This is a genomic window from Marinobacterium ramblicola (assembly GCF_019084545.1).
GTDB classification, from domain to species: Bacteria; Pseudomonadota; Gammaproteobacteria; order Pseudomonadales; family Balneatricaceae; genus Marinobacterium_D; species Marinobacterium_D ramblicola.
In genome coordinates, this window is record NZ_JAHREP010000033.1 from 1 (window position 1) to 18,550 (window position 18,550).

At 54.3% G+C, this 18,550-nt stretch carries 19 protein-coding genes; 10 read left to right on the top strand and 9 right to left on the bottom strand.

Going from position 1 to position 18,550, the window contains the following annotated elements:
* Positions 1–449 precede the first annotated feature (449 nt).
* Positions 450–1,199: a TnsA endonuclease N-terminal domain-containing protein gene (locus KQ940_RS20065; protein WP_217416086.1), complete on the bottom strand. Its 750-nt coding sequence runs from the start codon at positions 1,197–1,199 to the stop codon at positions 450–452.
* Between the two features lie 165 nt (positions 1,200–1,364).
* On the bottom strand, positions 1,365–1,742 hold the full coding sequence (locus KQ940_RS20070; RefSeq protein WP_281419299.1) for a helix-turn-helix domain-containing protein: 378 nt from the start codon (positions 1,740–1,742) through the stop codon (positions 1,365–1,367).
* Positions 1,743–2,074: 332 nt separating this feature from the next.
* On the opposite strand from KQ940_RS20070, the gene KQ940_RS20075 reads away from it, so the two are divergent.
* The 5 genes from KQ940_RS20075 (at position 2,075) to KQ940_RS20095 (ending at position 5,144) form a co-directional block, all read left to right on the top strand.
* Positions 2,075–2,350 (top strand): hypothetical protein, encoded by a 276-nt coding sequence (locus tag KQ940_RS20075; protein WP_217416096.1) that lies wholly within the window; start codon positions 2,075–2,077, stop codon positions 2,348–2,350.
* Positions 2,343–2,687, top strand: a complete 345-nt coding sequence (locus KQ940_RS20080; RefSeq protein WP_217416105.1) for a helix-turn-helix domain-containing protein — start codon at positions 2,343–2,345, stop codon at positions 2,685–2,687. The genes KQ940_RS20075 and KQ940_RS20080 overlap by 8 nt, the downstream gene beginning before the upstream one ends.
* A gap of 8 nt (positions 2,688–2,695) precedes the next feature.
* Positions 2,696–3,700 (top strand): ImmA/IrrE family metallo-endopeptidase, encoded by a 1,005-nt coding sequence (locus tag KQ940_RS20085; protein WP_217416107.1) that lies wholly within the window; start codon positions 2,696–2,698, stop codon positions 3,698–3,700.
* Between the two features lie 92 nt (positions 3,701–3,792).
* The gene (locus tag KQ940_RS20090; RefSeq protein WP_217416109.1) at positions 3,793–4,311 is read left to right on the top strand and encodes a C1 family peptidase; all 519 of its coding nucleotides are present in this window, start codon (positions 3,793–3,795) and stop codon (positions 4,309–4,311) included.
* On the top strand, positions 4,311–5,144 hold the full coding sequence (locus tag KQ940_RS20095) for a thymidylate synthase family protein (RefSeq protein ID WP_217416111.1): 834 nt from the start codon (positions 4,311–4,313) through the stop codon (positions 5,142–5,144). The genes KQ940_RS20090 and KQ940_RS20095 overlap by 1 nt, the downstream gene beginning before the upstream one ends.
* Here KQ940_RS20095 and KQ940_RS20100 read toward each other — a convergent pair.
* From KQ940_RS20100 to KQ940_RS20110, 3 genes are read right to left on the bottom strand one after another with little or no spacing between them, the layout of a single operon-like run.
* On the bottom strand, positions 5,122–5,799 hold the full coding sequence (locus KQ940_RS20100) for a uracil-DNA glycosylase (protein ID WP_217416113.1): 678 nt from the start codon (positions 5,797–5,799) through the stop codon (positions 5,122–5,124). The two genes, KQ940_RS20095 and KQ940_RS20100, sit on opposite strands and share 23 nt — an antisense overlap.
* Complete coding sequence (locus tag KQ940_RS20105; RefSeq protein ID WP_217416115.1) at positions 5,796–7,013, bottom strand: nucleoside triphosphate pyrophosphohydrolase family protein; 1,218 nt, start codon at positions 7,011–7,013, stop codon at positions 5,796–5,798. Before KQ940_RS20105 ends, KQ940_RS20100 begins: the two co-directional genes overlap by 4 nt.
* A gap of 10 nt (positions 7,014–7,023) precedes the next feature.
* A complete protein-coding gene (locus tag KQ940_RS20110; protein WP_027311651.1) occupies positions 7,024–7,317 on the bottom strand; it encodes a DUF4031 domain-containing protein in 294 nt (97 codons plus the stop codon).
* 33 nt (positions 7,318–7,350) lie between these two features.
* Between KQ940_RS20110 and KQ940_RS20115 the strand changes: the two genes are divergently transcribed.
* Positions 7,351–7,710, top strand: coding sequence for a helix-turn-helix domain-containing protein (locus KQ940_RS20115; protein ID WP_217416117.1), 360 nt, complete (start codon positions 7,351–7,353; stop codon positions 7,708–7,710).
* A 259-nt stretch (positions 7,711–7,969) separates the two neighbouring features.
* Here KQ940_RS20115 and gyrB read toward each other — a convergent pair whose 3' ends face one another.
* Genes gyrB through dnaA form a run of 4 tightly spaced genes read right to left on the bottom strand, consistent with a single transcriptional unit; the run spans position 7,970 to position 14,253 of the window.
* Positions 7,970–10,393, bottom strand: coding sequence for a DNA topoisomerase (ATP-hydrolyzing) subunit B (gene gyrB, locus KQ940_RS20120; protein WP_217416119.1), 2,424 nt, complete (start codon positions 10,391–10,393; stop codon positions 7,970–7,972).
* Position 10,394: 1 nt separating this feature from the next.
* On the bottom strand, positions 10,395–11,498 hold the full coding sequence (gene recF, locus KQ940_RS20125) for a DNA replication/repair protein RecF (RefSeq protein ID WP_217416121.1): 1,104 nt from the start codon (positions 11,496–11,498) through the stop codon (positions 10,395–10,397).
* A 60-nt stretch (positions 11,499–11,558) separates the two neighbouring features.
* Positions 11,559–12,662 carry a DNA polymerase III subunit beta gene (gene dnaN, locus KQ940_RS20130; RefSeq protein ID WP_217416129.1) on the bottom strand — a complete coding sequence of 368 codons (1,104 nt, stop codon included), beginning with the start codon at positions 12,660–12,662 and terminating at the stop codon, positions 11,559–11,561.
* Between the two features lie 28 nt (positions 12,663–12,690).
* A complete protein-coding gene (dnaA, locus tag KQ940_RS20135; RefSeq protein WP_217416131.1) occupies positions 12,691–14,253 on the bottom strand; it encodes a chromosomal replication initiator protein DnaA in 1,563 nt (520 codons plus the stop codon).
* 547 nt (positions 14,254–14,800) lie between these two features.
* Between dnaA and rpmH the strand changes: the two genes are divergently transcribed.
* The 4 genes from rpmH to mnmE all read left to right on the top strand — a co-directional run bounded on the left by rpmH (position 14,801) and on the right by mnmE (position 18,534).
* Entirely contained in the window at positions 14,801–14,935 is a 135-nt protein-coding gene (gene rpmH, locus KQ940_RS20140; protein WP_188751980.1) for a 50S ribosomal protein L34, read from the top strand.
* Positions 14,936–14,961: 26 nt separating this feature from the next.
* Positions 14,962–15,336: a ribonuclease P protein component gene (gene rnpA / locus KQ940_RS20145; protein ID WP_217416144.1), complete on the top strand. Its 375-nt coding sequence runs from the start codon at positions 14,962–14,964 to the stop codon at positions 15,334–15,336.
* Positions 15,337–15,349: 13 nt separating this feature from the next.
* A complete protein-coding gene (yidC, locus tag KQ940_RS20150; protein WP_217416146.1) occupies positions 15,350–17,056 on the top strand; it encodes a membrane protein insertase YidC in 1,707 nt (568 codons plus the stop codon).
* Between the two features lie 113 nt (positions 17,057–17,169).
* Positions 17,170–18,534 carry a tRNA uridine-5-carboxymethylaminomethyl(34) synthesis GTPase MnmE gene (gene mnmE, locus KQ940_RS20155; protein WP_217416148.1) on the top strand — a complete coding sequence of 455 codons (1,365 nt, stop codon included), beginning with the start codon at positions 17,170–17,172 and terminating at the stop codon, positions 18,532–18,534.
* Positions 18,535–18,550 lie beyond the last annotated feature (16 nt).

Below are 18,550 nucleotides of genomic sequence, written 5' to 3' on the forward strand. Positions count from 1 at the left end.
TAAATCAGTCAACGAACCGACAAAAAGGGGACATCTCAAACCGCGAAAAAGAGGACTTCTCAGACCGGCATTGACACCAACGATAAACCGTTGTCACGCTAGGGGGCCTGATTTCCCCAATATTGGCGGAAACAGATTCGATAACGGGCTCCAGGCCTGCCGCTTTGGGCTCCTTTCCAAGCCGACAGATAGACTCCTTGATGTATTCGTACTTGCGCAGAACCTCTTCGCGCTGTGACTTGGATAGCGCCTTTAAATCGCGTGCAGCCCGGGAGCTCAATCCAGCGTCGGAATTTGACTCCCGGTTGTTGGGAGACTCAAGGATCAGCTCTCCTGTTGCCAGTAAAGCGGCCAATTCGGGCTTAGTCTTAACAAGCACTCCGCCATCAGACAGCCGCTCCAGGTAGCACTCTCCTGATACCAGAATCCTATCGATGCGGTATCGCGTGCTATTCAAAGTCAGGCGCAGTCCGGTATGAAAAGAGGCAACTTTCATGGCCGATACCCTCCGGTAAATGCAGCGTTGTGGCAGGTGAAAAAGGTGTGAATAGATCCACGTTCAGCACTCGCTGGGCGATCAACGCATAGACCTGTGTTGGTGAATTCAGTAGCTCAGCCAATTGCTCGAAAGTGACAGGGCCTGCGGTACCGACCCAATGCTCTACGCGCTGTCGCACCGCATCGGAGATATGAGCCCGTTGGTGGGCTCTCAGCAGTTTCAGATTGAGCTGCAAGGTGGGGTGGTAAAGCTCTACGTCGGTGATGACACCAAATTGCCGACCGTTCAGCTCCCAAAATCTAGCCACCTGCTGAAACCGTCGCTTGAGATCAGTGTTTTGGAGCTTGGCTAAGGGTTTAACCTCCAGATAGATCGATCTGCCATCCTGGAACTGAAGTTCGAAATCAGGCGTGTACCGGCGCATCTGGCCATCACTTTCGAAATAGACCGAGATAGGCTGCTCTCGGTAGCGAACAACATCCGGCGAAAACTCGAAGAGGGCGCAGGCCTTCTGCTCAAGCTGTGATTCCCAGGCCACTAGCCGGTTGTTCTTGGTCGATGGGTAGAAACCGACAACGCGTCCGGTTGTCGGTCGCACCGGCTCCCGAGCCCGAATTTCTTTGCGTAGCGGTCCGGATTTCAGGCGTAGCTGTGCTCCCTGCCTTGTGCCAAGCGGCACGACAGTATTTTTTGAAGACATGTGTACCCCTTACTCTGGCGAGTAACGAAGTTAAATGACTGGCTTAATGTCTAGGCGGGTCGATTGACGGGCAGGGAGCAAGCAAGGATACTTAGATTTCCTACGTCGTAAGTACTATTTGCTTGCGCCATAGCGGGACAATCCACCCGGTGCGTCCCGTTATATCTACATAGCGATACCCTCCTGTGAGCCAGAACCCAGTCCCAACACTTTTCGCATGATCAGCACCTGATCTCCGCTCAATGTTCCCAGGTGGCTCTTTAGATCGTGGACAAACTCAAACTCGTCCTGCGACATACCATCCGGTAAACGGAACGTCATCTCGGACAGTTCTACGGAGTGCCAAAGCTGCTCCTGTTCATCCCGAGACAAGTTCAGATTCTTGATGAGTCGCTTGAGTACAGCTTTCGACGGTGGTCCCTTACGCCCCCTTTCCAGGGTGCTGACATAGCAAGGATTGATTCCCATCAGATCGGCGAGCTGCTTCTGCTGCATTCGGCGGCTGCGTCGGAGGTGTTCAAGATAGGTACCGAAGGGGGTCATAAGCACACGGTCCAATATTGTGCATTTATCGTACAGAATATAGAAAGGAATCAAGAATGGTCAAACAATAAATAATGAAAATATCTTTTAATATCAAAGCGTTATATTCTGATTATCAAAATATACCATCTTGATTAGTGCTTCATCGTTTACGATTGTAACGTCATCTACATATTGATCCCTGCTTTCTTGGTTGCAAAGCGTCAAGCTCCTCTGCAATCTAAGCATATGGATAGTCCTAAGTTGTTGTCGCCGTAGAGCCACCTATTGCAACCATTAAACCCTTATGGCTTTATTTTTCATCAATTCCAGTTCGATTTTTGGACGTAATGATGCCTACACTTCAAGAGCAAATAGAGCAGACACTCGGTGATTTCTGGGATGAGCGGGAGATATCTGTCTCCAGCGATCCAACCTCTATCAATGATCTCGGCGCATCGATGGATTCTCTAACTGCTTGTGAAGCTATGATTGCCATTGATGAACTGGTCGGCAAGACTGTGCCGGTCGATGTTGTAATTAAAAATGGTGGATATGAGTCACGCGAGCAATTCATTCAGGAAGTTACCGAGGGGGTACTCACGTACCTAAAGAATGAAGATGGGTGATGCTGAAGCAAAGCTGATTCAAATAGCTGAGCGCCTCAGAGCTGCGCGGGAGTACATGGGTTTTTCTCAAGCAGAAATCGGCCAAATGACGGGGCTAGATAGCGCAGCCATTGTCGATATTGAATCGGGGGCTCGGGAGGTTGAAGCTGAGGAGTTAAATCTTCTATCGAAAATATATAGACGCTCAGCAGAATACCTTTTAACCGGGTCTGAGCCAGCTTATTCTGGTCCCGAACAATTTTCTTTCTTAGCACGAGCCACTAAAGGATTAAGCACTAAGGATAAGGAAGAAGTTGCCCAGTTTGCTGAGTTCTTAAGGGCTTCAGACGCCAGCTAGGAGTTAGGATGCTCACCAAAAGTCAGATCCGGACAGTAGCCACTCGCGCAGCAGGAGTCATTAGTGATTCTAGCGCTAAGCAGCGCGTCCAAGAGGGATACACTCGAGTCGATCCATTCCGCATTGCACAATCTGCAGGCGTAATTGTAATGCTGCGCCCACTAGAAAAATTGTTTGGTGCGTTTGTTCGTCAAAAACAGCCCGGTATTTTAGTCAATTCTGAACGCCCCGCCGGGCTCATTCAAATGACCTGCGCACATGAACTCGGACACTTCTTTTTAGGGCATGAAACGACGACAGACGATCAGCTTGATTACGGCTATCGAGCGAATCAAACCGAGTTAGAAGCTGATTGGTTCGCCTACAGCCTAGTTGCTCCGCGCTGGGCGATCGCGAATATCATGCGGAAAAAGAGATGGAGCATCGCTGACCTGTCGCATCCCTTTGTGCTGTATCAACTTTCGCTCAGGCTAGGTATTAGTTATCAAGCCGCCGCTTGGTCCCTCAATCGCTTGGAATTGATCGAAAAACCTATTGTTGACAAGCTATTACGCACACAGCCAGCAAAAATTAAAAGCTCGTTGTTGGGCAGACCACTCGAAAACTCTCAACGAGATGTTTGGCTGTTAGATGAGTCAGATCAGGATTTTATCTTGGAACCTCGCGTTGACGACCAAATGCTAGTGCGTTTGAAAAGTCATACTGGTGCAGGTTACGTGTGGACTGCGGATGAGACAGCTTCTGAAGGATTTTCCGTCGAGCCCTTGATGCTACCCGCTTCTGAACTATCTGCGGATGATGCACTAATAGCAGGGGGAATTCATTATCAAGATTATCTGGTGTCAAAACCTTTATTAGGACACTCACATCTTCGACTAAGTGAACGAAAGGCCTGGAACCCTCTAGAGCCGGCACTCGATAGTTATAGTACAGAGACGTGCTATGAAAATTTGACGAATGGACTTTCCCCTGTAGCGAAGGAAGCCCTGCTTCAAGGAACTGAAAGCGCGTGATTCAACCGCTCGTTACAATCTCGATGGAAGCGCGTGACCAAGGGCAGCGTGGATCATGTGTCGCATTCGCGATAGCAGGAATTAAGGGCTGCATGACAAATTACATGTTGAGTCCAGAGTATGCCTATCTTGCAACTGCTCTTCGGAGCCCAAGTTGGCAACCAAATCAGGGCCTTAGTGTTCAGATTGCGATAGACTCGACATCGTCAGGGTTACCGGAAGACCACCTCTTTCCTTATCAACATAATGAGCCTGAAAGGCCTTTACCGGCATTACCTACCGAATTACCCCTATTTGGCCCGGATATGACATTGATGCCACCGGATTTAGCGCAAGTAAAAACCTGGTTAGCCGAAGGGCGACCGGTAGGTACCGTGATTACTCTGACACAATCATTCATGGCTCCGATCGACGGTTTGGTCGCCTTCGAAACATCGGTTTACCCAGGTCGTCATGCAGTTGTGATCGTTGGCTACGGCAATGATCAGACAGGTAACGAGCACTACCTTATCTGTAATAGTTGGGGCTCATCATGGGGAGTCAACGGCCATGCATGGATACCAGACTCCTATCTTAAATATCACGCCTCTTGTATCTACGGAGTTAACTGATGGCCGAAGTATTTCAACGATCGCGAGTAGTACAAGCCTGGCTGGCCGGAGCGCGTTACCTGTCAGAACAAAAAAGCCTAGATGCACGCAATGTAATTCTTGAGATAAACACGCCTCAGCTGATTACTGCTGAGGATCGTGCCGCCATCAACGATGTGAATTGTGCTCTACAGAAAAAGAACTCCACTCGTAGTGTGATGACTGCTGCAGGCACTATCTTTCCGCAACGGATTTATCAGCGATATGGCCGACCCGAATGGTATAAGAAATATAAAGAAGTCATAGAAAGGGGTAAGGTGCCTGGTACTTGGGGTACCTATGCAATGCGCATGATCGAACGCAAGGGGGATGGTGACACGTCGTTCAATCCCCTTGATAAAATTATTGAAAAGCTCACTGCTATGCGAGAGAGAGATAAAAGTTTCTTTAAATCGGCATATGAATTGGGGATATGTGATCCCTCTGAAGATATCGATCACACATTCAACGGAGAAGGTTTCGAACTACCTACATATGATCCGCGCATTGATCGTAATAGTTACATGGGGTCTCCTTGCCTAAGTCATGTAACCTTTAAGCTGATAGATGGCAAAATAGACCTTACGGCTATATATAGGTCCCATTATTATGCTGAAAGGGCATTAGGCAACCTGATCGGGTTATCCCAACTTCAGGACTACGTTGCAAAGGAGTCTGGCTTCGAACCAGGCGTGATGACGTGTGTTTCCACCTATGCAAAGCTAGACGTTGGCTTTGGCGGTATTCGAGCGGCTCGTGAGTTACTAGACTCTTTGCCGAACGACGAGTCCCTTACAAAAGAGCTCTCTGCTTGAATGCCTTCACACCTAGTTTACTTTCGTGAATGTTGTAGATCCTTTGCATACCAGCTCTGAAATCTTTTACACCACCATAGCTTGGATGACGAACAGTCAAAACTTCGACTCCAAATTCTTCTGCGTACTTAGCGGCATCTTGGCCTATTGCTATGATGCGACTTACTCTTAGCCACTCAATCAACGTGTTGTTAAGCTCCTTCACCAGCGCGAGCTCTCTCGCTGTAAATCGTCTGTTCGTTAACGGGTCTTTGGCTTCATGTGGATGGAATGGAAAAACATTCCATAGCAAAGGGGGAGTATCGATGATTTTTAGGACACCCCAAATTTCCGCAGCTGTACGCTCAGAATAAACAGGGCCTTTCGTAGCTTGCTTGGGAGAACAACCATCGTACAGGCTTCCCATCTCTGATAGGTGGAATTCGTCTGTTAGGGCCAAGCCGGTTCGGCGCCCCCCCCGATATCCTAAGTCTCGCCCCATCCAGATAGTGTCGACCCCGGTACTTAAGCACGCTTTCAGGTAAGTACGGAGGTTCGTACGACGAATCCTTGGCGCATCTTTTCTATCGTAAACGGGACAGGTATCACTGTAGGGATTGAAAACATTGTCCAGTGATAGGCTGGCGAGTTCTTTCACAAATGAGGTGGGCGTCATTTAGAACGATTATTCTCAACTGTAGGTTCGAAAGTTAGCAGATGATCCGTCATATTAACTACAACAGAACCTGAGCGCTTTTTACGTATTTCTCGAAACACCTCAAATCCTTTCAAGATGGCGCGCTCCCATTGCCACAATGGGCACCGGTGCACCTCGTACCCTTCTACCATAGAGTGAATTTGCTTGAGTACACCATACTCCAATGCACCTTCTTCTATTCCTTCATAAAAATTCCGGCGCTTCGCATGGTTAAATATCCAGGTAGCAATTCCTTCCTCAATGATCATGGCCCTCGCACCATCTTCGTTCTCATCAGTCGATGGCTGGGATTTACGTTTTCTTCTGAGCAAGCCACGCAGAACTGGCGACCATCCCAAATAAGCCATATAGGCTAGATGGAATACATCGTGAAAGCGGTAATCATCTGGCTCGTTGCTGTTATCCGTCAAAGGGTCGCCGATAAATACTCCGTTCAACTGTTGGACAACGCAAGTACCATTGGGGCGAGGCAACTCTATGAAGTCCATCTTCAGATTTCGGGGTAGCTGTTCGTAATCTGGGTAGTCGGAATCAAAAAACGAAGAGTACTCAGGATACTCTCCTGGCCAGCGACTTTTGATTTTTTCTAAGTTACTCCTAGCCACATCTTCAAGATGCAGATTAAAGCTCGAACAGCATAGTGCCAGTTCCATCAACAGGTTGCCAAAATGTACAAGTATTGAAGGGGTGGGACCGGCCTTGAGTTGTGCTTCAGATATGTTGCAGAAAACGCCAGCAGCATGGGCTAGAGCTCCCATTTCACTGGGCCTATCGATTCTCTCATCCGTGCAAGCATTGATTAAAGAATCTATTTGACGAAACGTTACGGGTGTTCGGCACGGCTGTTCACTCTCGCCGAACCTTTTCCTCAGTACATCTAAACAATATAAGCCCAAATCGTCCGGGGTGATTTCCAACAAGCTAGCTACAGTAAACAGATACCATAGGGAATCTCCCAACTCCTCAGCCGCTGTAGCACTCTGAGTGTCCTCCAAACGATCACGCTCAGCTTTTTTCACTGAAGATAGAAGACCACCAACTTCGCCAAAAAAACCAAAACGCAGACTCTGTAGCGCTCTCGGGCTGTCCTTGAATTGTGAGGATTCTCTAGCCTTGAGCTCGTACTCCGGAAGAGACAGAGGTGTTACTTGCTGCTTAGCAATACCCGCCATTTAGTCCTCCTTAATCAAACAGCGATTGCTGAAGCATCCTCTGCGCTTGCATCTGTTCACGCATCTGCTTGCAGCATCCAATAATTTTTCTGCGATCAGCATTAATAGCGCCAAGCTGAACTGCTCGGTAACGAACAGAAAGTGTCACATCATAATGAGGGTAAAAGCTTTCACTTTGAAACCACCTACGTTCCAGTCCTAGTCTAGCAGCGAAGCTATGAAGCTCATCAAGAGAATCTGCTACCAAATGGCACCAAACACGTCCCTTTGAGTGGATTTCTTCTGAATCTACGTAGACTGCCATGGCTAGATTCCCCGTGCATAATGTGCAATTATTATGCACATCATGACCCAAGAACTCAACAAAAACTCTGTCCAAAAACTAGCCAAACGCATCCATGAAAAGCGCTTGGAATGCGGTCTTACGCTTGTTGATTTAGGGTCTGCCTGCGATGTCCACCATTCACAACTATCCCGTATTGAACGAGGGAAGGTTGTAAGAGTAAGTAAGAACATGGAGAAAATTTGCACATTTTTGCAAATAAATCCATATACACTCGACAAGGATCAGGATGTTCCGCTTCTAGACCGAGTGGAACGTGTCATTGCCTCATCATCTGCTAGCGCACGAGCGATAGAAAGCTTGGTAACTGCTTTGGAAGAATTGACAGAAAATCGGACACGCCACACGGATTAAACTGTTCGATAGCGCTCTCCACTAACATTCAAGCACAAGAGATTTCGGCTCATGGAGGGGCAATCGTAAAGCGCTGATCGGCTAAAAGCATCGTGCAATTACCGATACATAAAAGGTAAAGGCTCTGCACAATGTTGTGATATGACAAAAAAAGCAGCCACTAAGGGCTGCTTTTCTCATTTCATTCTGGATGAGACGTCATTGCACGCATATGAGACGCCATTTCATTTTGAATGAGATCCGACAGAGATTCAACAAATCACACATCCAGGTTCGCCACATTCAGCGCATTGGACTCGATAAAGTTGCGGCGAGGCTCCACCTCGTCGCCCATCAGCGTGGTAAACAGCTGATCCGCGGCAATGGCATCATCGATAGTGACCTGCAGCATGCGACGCGCATTGGGATCCATGGTGGTTTCCCAGAGCTGATCCGGGTTCATCTCGCCCAGACCCTTGTAACGCTGGATGGTATTGCCGCGACGCGACAGGTCCATCAACCAGCGGATACCGGTGCCCAGGTCGGTGAGGCCGAAGCGGCGCTCACCACGCTGCAGGAAGGCGCCATCCTCGAGCAGGGATTGCAGCTCGCTGCCCAGCTGTACAATCGCCTGGAAATCGCGCGAACGGAACAGATCCAGGTCCAGCCGGTAATCGGTTTCCACACTGTGGTGGATATGCCGAACGCGCGGCAGATAGAGGCTGTGCTCGCGGTCCAGCTCGGCCCTGCACTCGTAGCTCTCGGCACTGCTGGTGGCGTGGGCGATCAACGCCTCGTTGAGACCTGTGACCCAGGCGTCGACTGCCTCTTTCGACGCCAACTCTTCGACACTGATTGCCGGCAGGTAGAGCAGCTGATTCAGCACCGCTTTCGGATAGAGCTTGCCCAAACGCTCGATGGTGCGCTCAACCTTGCGGTAGCGGCTGACCAGATCCTCCAGCGCTTCGCCGGAGACCGGTGGTGCCTCCTCGTTTATGTACAGCGCGGCGCCTTCCAGCGCGCCCTGCAGCAGGTAGTTTTCCATCGCCTCGTCGTCCTTGAGGTACTGCTCCTGCTTGCCACGCTTGACCTTGTACAGCGGCGGCTGGGCGATATAGATATACCCACGCTCGATCAGTTCCGGCAGCTGACGGAAGAAAAAGGTCAGCAGCAGCGTACGGATGTGTGAACCGTCGACGTCGGCATCGGTCATGATGATGATGCGGTGGTAACGCAGTTTCTCGATGTTGTACTCATCGCGGCCGATACCGCAGCCCAGCGCAGTGATCAGCGTGCCCACTTCGGCCGAGGTGAGCATCTTGTCGAAGCGCGCCTTCTCGACGTTGAGGATCTTACCCTTCAACGGCAGGATCGCCTGGGTACGACGATCGCGTCCCTGCTTGGCGGAACCGCCGGCGGAGTCACCCTCCACCAGGTAGAGTTCAGACAGTGCCGGATCTTTCTCCTGGCAGTCGGCCAACTTGCCGGGTAGACCGGCGATATCCAGCGCGCCCTTGCGGCGGGTCATCTCGCGCGCCTTGCGCGCCGCTTCACGGGCACGGGCAGCGTCGATCATCTTCTGCACCACCGCCTTGGCGTCCTGCGGGTTCTCCAGCAGGTAGTCGTTGAGGTGCTGTGCCATCAGCTGCTCGACCGCGGTCTTCACCTCGGAGGAGACCAGCTTGTCCTTGGTCTGGGAGGAGAACTTGGGATCCGGCACCTTGACCGAGATGATCGCGGTCAGACCCTCGCGGCTGTCGTCGCCGCTGGTGGCGACCTTGCCGTTCTTGTTCAACTGCTCCGATTCGATGTAGCCGTTCAGTGAGCGGGTCAGCGCGGCGCGGAAACCGGACAGGTGGGTACCGCCGTCGCGCTGGGGGATATTGTTGGCGAAGCAGTGCAGGCTCTCCTGGAAACTGTCGTTCCACTGCATCGCCACCTCGACGCCGACGCCGTTCTCATGCATGGCGTTGAAGTGGAAGATCTTGTTGATCGGCGACTTGTTCTGGTTCAGGAACTCGACGAACGCGCCCAGACCACCTTCATATTCGAACACCTCCTCACGGCCGCTGCGCTCATCCTTGAGGCGGATGCGCACGCCGGAGTTGAGGAAGGAGAGCTCGCGCAGACGCTTGGCCAGGATATCGTACTGGAAGTTGATATTGCTGAACGTCGCTTCCGAGGGTTTGAACCGCACGATGGTGCCGGTACCCTCGGTTTCGCCGATCACGGCCAGCGGCGCTTGCGGAACGCCGTGATGGTAGACCTGCTCGTGGACCTGTCCGGCGCGGCGGATGGTCAGGCGCAGCTCGCTGGAGAGCGCGTTCACCACCGATACACCGACGCCGTGCAGACCGCCGGACACCTTGTAGGTGTTGTCGTCGAACTTACCGCCGGCGTGCAGCACGGTCATGATCACCTCGGCGGCAGAGACCCCCTCCTCCTTGTGGATATCGGTGGGGATACCGCGACCGTTGTCCGACACGGTCACGCTCTCGTCCTGGTGGATGATGACGCCGATCTCGGTGCAGTGACCGGCCAGCGCCTCGTCGATACCGTTGTCGACCAGCTCGAACACCATATGATGCAAACCACTGCCATCGTCCGTGTCCCCGATATACATGCCGGGGCGCTTACGCACAGCATCCAGCCCTTTCAGTACTTTGATACTGGACGAATCATAGCTCTGGTTTTCACCACTCATCTCATTCTCCTGGTGCAGCAGACTGCGATATTGTTCCCTGGTCGACCCTGAACAGTGCCAATGCCGTATCCTCTTTCCAGACGCGGCTCAACAGACTCGGGTCAACACAGGTGATGAAGCACTGGTTGGCGCTCTTTTCCAAAAAACGGCAGAACTGGCGGCAATGGCGCTCATCCAGCTCCGACGGTAGATCGTCGATCAGGTAGACACAGGCGCGCTGACTCTGACGATGAAACAGCGCTCCCTGCGCCAGTTTCAAGGCACTCACGACGAGCTTTTTCTGCCCTCGCGACAGCCGTTCGGCGGCATCCTGCCCCTCGACCCTGAAGCGCAGATCGGCGCGCTGCGGCCCGCTACTGCTGAACCCCTGGCGCAGATCACGCTCGAAGTTCTCCTCCAGCACCTGGGCCAAAGAACGTTTGGCATCCCAGCCGGGGGAGAAACGCAACTGGACCTGCACACCGGTCAAAAGTTCGGCCAGAATCTCTTCGAACACCGGTATCAGCGCTTCGACATAGGCGCTGCGCAGCTCCGTCAACGGCTCGGCAAACGCCACAAGCTCCGCGTCCCAGAGCGCCCGGACGCGACTGTCGATTTTACCACATTTCAGCAGCGAGTTTCGCTGTTTCAGTACACGGTGGAAACCACGCCACAGCCGGATAAAACCCGGATCCGAGTGGAATCCGCCCCAGTCGATAAACTGGCGCCTTACGGAGGGCGATCCCTCCAGTAGCGCGAAGGTATCCGAGTTGATCACCAGCAGCGGCATCAGGCTGGCCAGCTCGGCCGAGCCGATACTCTCACCGGCATAACGAACTCTCAGCTCGCCTTCACGCGCCCGGCTGACGCCCAGGGGGCGGGTCTCTCCGCGATTGAACGGATCGATCTGGGCGAACACCAGCAGCTCCTCCTGCTCGCTGCGGATCAGCTGGCGATACTGTTGGGTGCGGAACGAACGACCAAGACCGAGCAGATGGATCGCTTCGAGCAGACTGGTTTTACCGCTGCCATTCTCGCCGTGGAGGAGATTGATACGCGAGGCGGGCTGCAGCTCCACGGCGGCAAGATTGCGCACGTTGCGGACCTGCAGTTGGGAGATCAACATAGCTATCTATTACTGGAGTAAGTACGCACTAACAAAGTTAGTGCGTACTTACATCGGCTATTACATGCGCATCGGCATGACTACGTAGGTAGAATCCGGCTCTTCGAAGCCTTCGATCAATGCACTGGAGTTCGAATCGAACAGCGTGAAACGCACCACGTCGGAGTTCAGAATGGAGAGCACATCGAGCAGATAGTTGACGTTGAAGCCGATCTCCAGGGAACCACCCTCATAGTCGACGGCCACAGTCTCTTCCGCCTCCTCCTGCTCAGGGTTGTTCGCCATCACCTGCAACATGCCATCGGAGAGCGACAGACGCACGCCGCGGTATTTCTCGTTGGACAGGATCGCGATACGGCTGAACACCTGACGCAACTCCAGACGATCGCCCAGCAGCACCTTGTCGCCGTTACGCGGGATAACGCGCTGGTAGTCCGGGAACTTGCCATCCACCAGCTTGGAGGTGAAGGTGAAATCACCGACATTGGCGCGGATATGGTTGGCACCGATCACCAGGCTAACCGGGTTGTCGCCGCCCTGGAGCAGGCGTGCCAGTTCAAGAATGCCCTTACGTGGCACGATGATCTGGTGCTGGATACCATCCTCGACCTCGACGTCGCTGATGGCGGTAGCCAGACGGTGGCCGTCGGTAGAGACCGCACGCAGGGTACCGTCGCGCACCTCAAGCAACATGCCGTTGAGGTAGTAACGCACATCCTGCTGTGCCATGGAGAAGCCAGTCTGTTCGATCAGGTGACGCAGTGCGGCCTGCGGCAGCGTCAGCTGCATCGCCTGCGGACTGTCCTCCACATTGGGGAACTCACTGGCCGGCAGCGTCGACAGCGAGAAGCGGCTGCGCCCGGACTTGATCACCATCTTCTGGCCGGAGAGTTCAAGCTCGATCCGGGCATCGTCGGACAGCGATTTGCAGATATCCATCAGCTTGCGCGCCGGGACGGTCACTGAGCCGGATTCGGCCGGCTCATCCAGCTCGACCCGTCCGATCAGCTCAACCTCCAGATCCGTGCCGGTCAATGAAAGTTGGTTACCCTCGGCGACGAGCAGAATGTTGGAGAGCACGGGCAGCGTCTGACGACGTTCCACTACACCGGCTACCAGCTGTAACGGCTTGATCAGGGCTTCACGGGAAATTACGAATCTCATGGCTGTCTACCTTGTCAGGATCCGATCACTACGCCGTCAGATGACGCAGCAGGTTTTTGTAATCTTCGGCGATGTCCGTATCACTCTCTCGCAACTCTTTGATCTTGCGACAGGCATGGAGCACCGTGGTGTGATCGCGGCCACCAAACGCGTTACCGATCTCCGGCAGGCTGTGGTTGGTCAGCTCCTTGGCCAGACTCATCGCCACCTGGCGTGGCCTTGCGACCGAGCGACTGCGCCGTTTCGACAGCAGATCGGCGACCTTGATCTTGTAATAATCCGCAACAACGCGCTGGATGTTATCAATACTAACCTGTTTATCCTGCAATGCCAGCAGGTCCTTAAGTGACTCTTTTATAAACGGTGTATTGATCGCGTTGCCGGTAAAATGGGCGTTGGCGATAACCCGCTTCAGCGCGCCTTCAAGCTCACGCACGTTGGAGCGGATCTTCTGTGCCAGGAAGAACGCGGAATCGTCCGGCAGGTTGACCTTGGCCTCCTGCGCCTTCTTCATCAGGATCGCCACCCGGGTTTCCAGCTCCGGCGGCTCGATCGCCACCGTCAGCCCCCAGCCGAAGCGGGACTTGAGACGCTCCTCGACGCCGCTGATCTCCTTCGGGTAGCGGTCGGAGGTCAGGATCATCTGCTGACCGCCTTCGAGCAGCGCATTGAAGGTGTGGAAGAACTCCTCCTGGGAGCGCTCCTTGCCGGCGAAGAACTGGATATCGTCGATCAGCAGGGCATCCACCGAACGGTAGTAGCGCTTGAAATCGTTGATCGCATTCAGTTGCAGCGCCTTGACCATATCGGCGACGAAACGCTCGGAGTGCAGGTAGACGATGCGCGCATTGGGATTGCGCTTGAGCATCTCGGTACCCACGGCGTGCATCAAGTGGGTTTTACCGAGGCCGACGCCACCGTAGATGAATAGCGGGTTGTACGCGCCCCCCGGATTGTCGGCCACCTGCTGTGCTGCCGCCAGCGCCAGCTGGTTCGACTTACCCTGGACGAAGGACTGGAAGGTGAACGAGGGGTTCAGGTTCGACTGGTGACGAACACTGCCCTCGACCTCGACCCGGCGCTCCGGACGCGGTCGCATCACCTCGTCGCTGGGCAGCATATCCAGTTCAAGCTGAGGCTCGGCTTGAAAGCTGTTGATCTCAACGTTTGCAGGGGCACGGCCGATCGGCTCGTCGACGATCTCGGGTTCAGGTGCAGGCTCAGGTGCGAAACGTGCCCGCGGTGCCATCTCGGGCACCGCACTGCTGGCGACGCGCTTGCGGATCGGCGCCGTTCGCCGGCGGGCAGCCGACGCCAGGTCACCGCCGCCCAAGGCACTGGCGGCCGCACGACCGGCGATATCGAGGCGCACTTCGGTGCTGATATCGCCACTGACGTCCGCGACGACCTGACGAATACGGGAGAGAAATTTGTCCGCCACCCAGTCACGCACGAAGCGATTGGGGGCCAGCAGGAGCAGCGCATTATCAGAGTCGTCCGCGCGCAGCGGACGTATCCAGGTATTGAACTGCTGGGCAGGAAACTCCTGCTGCAGGCTCTTCAGGCACTGCTCCCAAAGTTCGACCGACATCCCTTTAACCCCTGATAAAGCACTTGGATAGTTATCGCAGCCACGCTGGCCATCACCGGCCGGGCAGCTGTCTTAATCTGAACTGCGGCTATTCTAACCATTCAAAGGGCAGTTATACACAGCTGTGGGCAAACTTTTTCAGATTCGATGTTTTCAGGCTCTACACCTTGCGGCCGAGTGCACCGGCCAGGCCTTATCCACCAGAAATAGGACAGACACAAGTTGAAAACAAGCTTTCAATAGCCTTACAAACAGCGTTACTGGTTGTTTATATTATTATTTTTTAGATTACTAACAGATTTGCATACTGCTCGGTGTCTGCGCTTCAGAGATCGGTCTGGAATACGCCAGGAATAGGGGTAAGTCGTCATCCTGACCCGGCTTTTTTGCCTTTTACCCCCTTAACTGCCGCTCCGAACACCCCACTATCGAAAAACTGGATAAAAGATTTGCATCTGACACGGCGATTAACTAGAATCTCGCGTCTTGATTTTTACCTATACGTGGATCAGCACCTCACGTACAGAACGTAAGTAGGACTGAGGCAATGAAAAGAACATTTCAACCGAGCGTACTCAAGCGCAATCGCACACACGGTTTCCGTGCTCGCATGGCAACCAAGAATGGCCGTCAGGTTCTGAACCGTCGCCGCGCCAAAGGCCGTAAAAGCCTTACTGTTTAATTCTGCCAGCAGGATTCAACGTCTGCATGGCTGAATTCGAATATCCCCGCCAGTTGCGCTTGCTGACTGGCGGGGATTTCAAACGCGTCTTCGATAAGGCCGTATTCAAGGTATCCGAGCAACCTCTGCTCATCCTCTCCTCACCGAATAACCTTGAACATCCCCGCATCGGCTTTGTTATTTCCAAAAAAAACATCCGTCGGGCTGTCAAACGCAACCGCGTTCGGCGTATCATTCGCGAGTCTTTTCGCCTGCATCAGCATCAGCTTCCCAATGTGGATATTGTCATTCTGGCCCGTCGCGGCCTGGATCAGCTCGAAAATCCCGAGCTGCACAAGATGATTGAGCGCTGCTGGTCCAGATTGATCAAAAAAGCCCAAAAAGCTCACAGAAATAGTTGATGGTCCCTTCGCCATGGATGTACAGCGAGTCATACTGATTGCCGCCCTGGCACTCATCTCCTACATGCTGGTACTGCAATGGAACGAGGATTACGGTCCCGCCCAGCAGCAGGCTACTGCCCAGCAACAGGCCCCCAGCGTCTCCGCCTACAGCAACAGCGCCAATGGCGAGCTGCCGGCGGCCGGTGTCGCTTCAGATGCCGCTACCGGTGTGCCGACAGCCGATATTCCTCAGGTAGCCAACCCTGCCGACCAGGCCCAGGCTGCCACTGCAGGTAATGCAGGCCAGCTGATCCGCGTCAGCACCGACGTGTTGCAGCTGCTGATCGATCCGCATGGCGGCGATATCATACAGGTCGCTCTGCCCAAGCATGAGTCGGCACTGAACTCAGGCGAGCCATTCGTGCTGCTGGAGCAGAACGCTAATCGCACCTACGTCGCCCAGAGCGGTCTGGTCGGACGCGACGGTCCCGACGGCAAGAAGGGTGGACGCCCGGTTTATCAGGTCAACAACACCGAGTTCCAGCTCGGCGACCAGGATAGCCTCAATGTCGACCTGACCCTGGTACAGGCCGATGGCGTCAAGCTGACCAAGCGTTACACCTTCAACCGGGGCGAGTATCGCATCGGCCTTGACTATATCGTCGACAACCAGAGCCAGGAGCCCTGGCAGGGCGTGCTGTTCGGTCAGATCAAGCGCGACGGCAGCGCTGATCCGTCACAGCAGACCTCCATGGGGATGCAGTCCTACCTTGGCGCCGTATTCTCCACCAGCGAGAACAACTATCAGAAGGTCGACTTCAGCGATATGGATGAGGAGCGTTTCAGCGCCAGCAGCCAGGATGGCTGGGTCGCCATGGTTCAGCACTACTTTATCAGTGCCTGGATTCCCGCGCCGGGTGCCGAGTACTCCTACCAGTCGCGCAAGCTGAACGGCAACTACATCGTTGGCTTCCTGTCGCCCTCATTCGAGGTCGCGCCGGGTCAGAGCCAGAGCGTCGGCGCCACCTTCTATGCCGGTCCCAAGGACCAGGAACAGATGGAAGCGACCGCACCAAACCTGAAGCTGACCGTGGACTACGGCATCCTCTGGTGGATCGCGACTCCGCTGCACGTCATTCTGACCTGGATCCACTCGGTGGTCGGTAACTGGGGTCTGGCGATCATCGGTATTACTCTGCTGGTCAAGATCGCGCTGTTCCAGCTCAACGCCAAGGCGTTCAAGTCGATGGCGAAGATGCGCAAGTTCGGTCCGGAGATGCAGCGTCTGAAAGAGCAGTATGGCGACGACCGCCAGGCGATGTCCCAGGAGATGATGAAGCTGTACCAGAAGGAGAAGATCAATCCTCTGGGTGGCTGTCTGCCGATCCTGGTACAGATGCCGGTATTCATCGCGCTGTACTGGGTGCTGATGGAATCGGTCGAGCTGCGCCATGCGCCGTTCTTCGGCTATATCCGCGACCTGTCGCAGATGGATCCCTACTTCATCCTGCCGATCCTGATGGGCGTCACCATGTTCATTCAGCAGCTGCTGAACCCGACACCGCCAGATCCCATGCAGGCGAAGATCATGAAGCTGTTGCCGATCATCTTCACCTTCTTCTTCCTCTGGTTCCCGGCAGGTCTGGTACTGTACTGGCTGATCAACAACATCCTGTCGATCGCCCAGCAGTGGATCATCAACCGCCAGATCGAAGCGGGCGATACCAAGACGGCGTAAAGCCAGATTGATAGAAAGGGCTCCTGCGGGAGCCTTTTTATGTTTAGGATCTATCTGCTCCCGCAAGCGCAGGTGTACGCAGCAGAAGACGAGTAAACTCCAGGACCCAGGCTATGCAGATCAGTCAAGACACCATCGTTGCGCAAGCTACCCCGCCGGGCCGGGGTGGCGTGGGGATTATCCGCGTATCGGGCCCTCAGGCGCTGGATCTTGCCAAACGCCTGCTCGGATTTGCTCCCCAGCCGCGACATGCGCATTTCGCCGCATTTCTGAACCAACAGCATGAGGAGCTGGATCAGGGGATCGCGATCTATTTCCCGGGTCCTAATTCCTTCACCGGCGAAGATGTAGTCGAGTTCCAGGGTCACGGCGGGCCGATCATCCTGGATCTGCTGCTGCAGGAGCTGATCGCACTGGGCGCACGCCCGGCCCGGCCCGGCGAGTTTTCCGAACGCGCCTTTCTCAACGATAAACTGGATCTGGCCCAGGCCGAGGCGATCGCCGACCTGATCGACAGCTCGTCGGAGCAGGCGGCCCGCTGCGCCCTGCGCTCACTTCAGGGGGCATTTTCCAAACGTGTACATGAGCTGGTGGAGGAGTTGATCCAGCTGCGTATCTATGTTGAGGCTGCGATCGACTTCCCCGAGGAGGAGATCGATTTCCTCGCCGACGGTAAGGTGCAGAGCGATCTCGAAGCCATTCTCCAGCGCCTGGCCCAGGTACGCCAGGAAGCGCGCCAGGGCAGTCTGCTGCGTGAGGGGATGAGTGTGGTGATCGCCGGCCGTCCCAACGCCGGCAAATCCAGCCTGCTCAATGCGCTGGCCGGACGCGAAACCGCCATCGTCACCGATATCGAGGGCACCACCCGCGACGTTCTGCGCGAGCATATCCATATCGATGGTATGCCGCTGCATATTATCGATACCGCGGGCCTGCGCGATGCGCCCGACGAAGTGGAGCGGATCGGCATCGATCGCGCCTGGGCCGAGATCCGCAACGCCGATCGTATCCTGATGATGGTCGACAGCACCCGCTCGACCACCACCGATCCGCTTAGTCTCTGGCCGGAGCTGGGCCAGCATCTGGACGATCTCAGCCACCTGACCCTGATCCGCAACAAGGCGGACCTGAGCGGAGAGAAAGCCCGTATCGAGCAGGTAGGTGAGCACACACTTATAGCGCTATCGGCGAAACAAGGCGGTGGCGTCGAACTGTTGCGCGAACACCTGAAGGCGGTCATGGGCTTCACCAGTACCACCGAGGGCGGCTTTATGGCGCGTCGCCGCCATATCGATGCGCTGGAGCGTGCCCGTGAGCTGCTCGAAACCGGATTGACGCAGTTGAAAACCGATGGTGCCGGAGAGCTGCTGGCGGAGGATCTTCGTCTGGCACAGCAGGTACTGGGCGAGATCACCGGCGAATTTACACCTGACGATCTTCTCGGCAGAATCTTCAGCTCATTCTGTATCGGGAAATAGCGAAGATGGCGCCGCT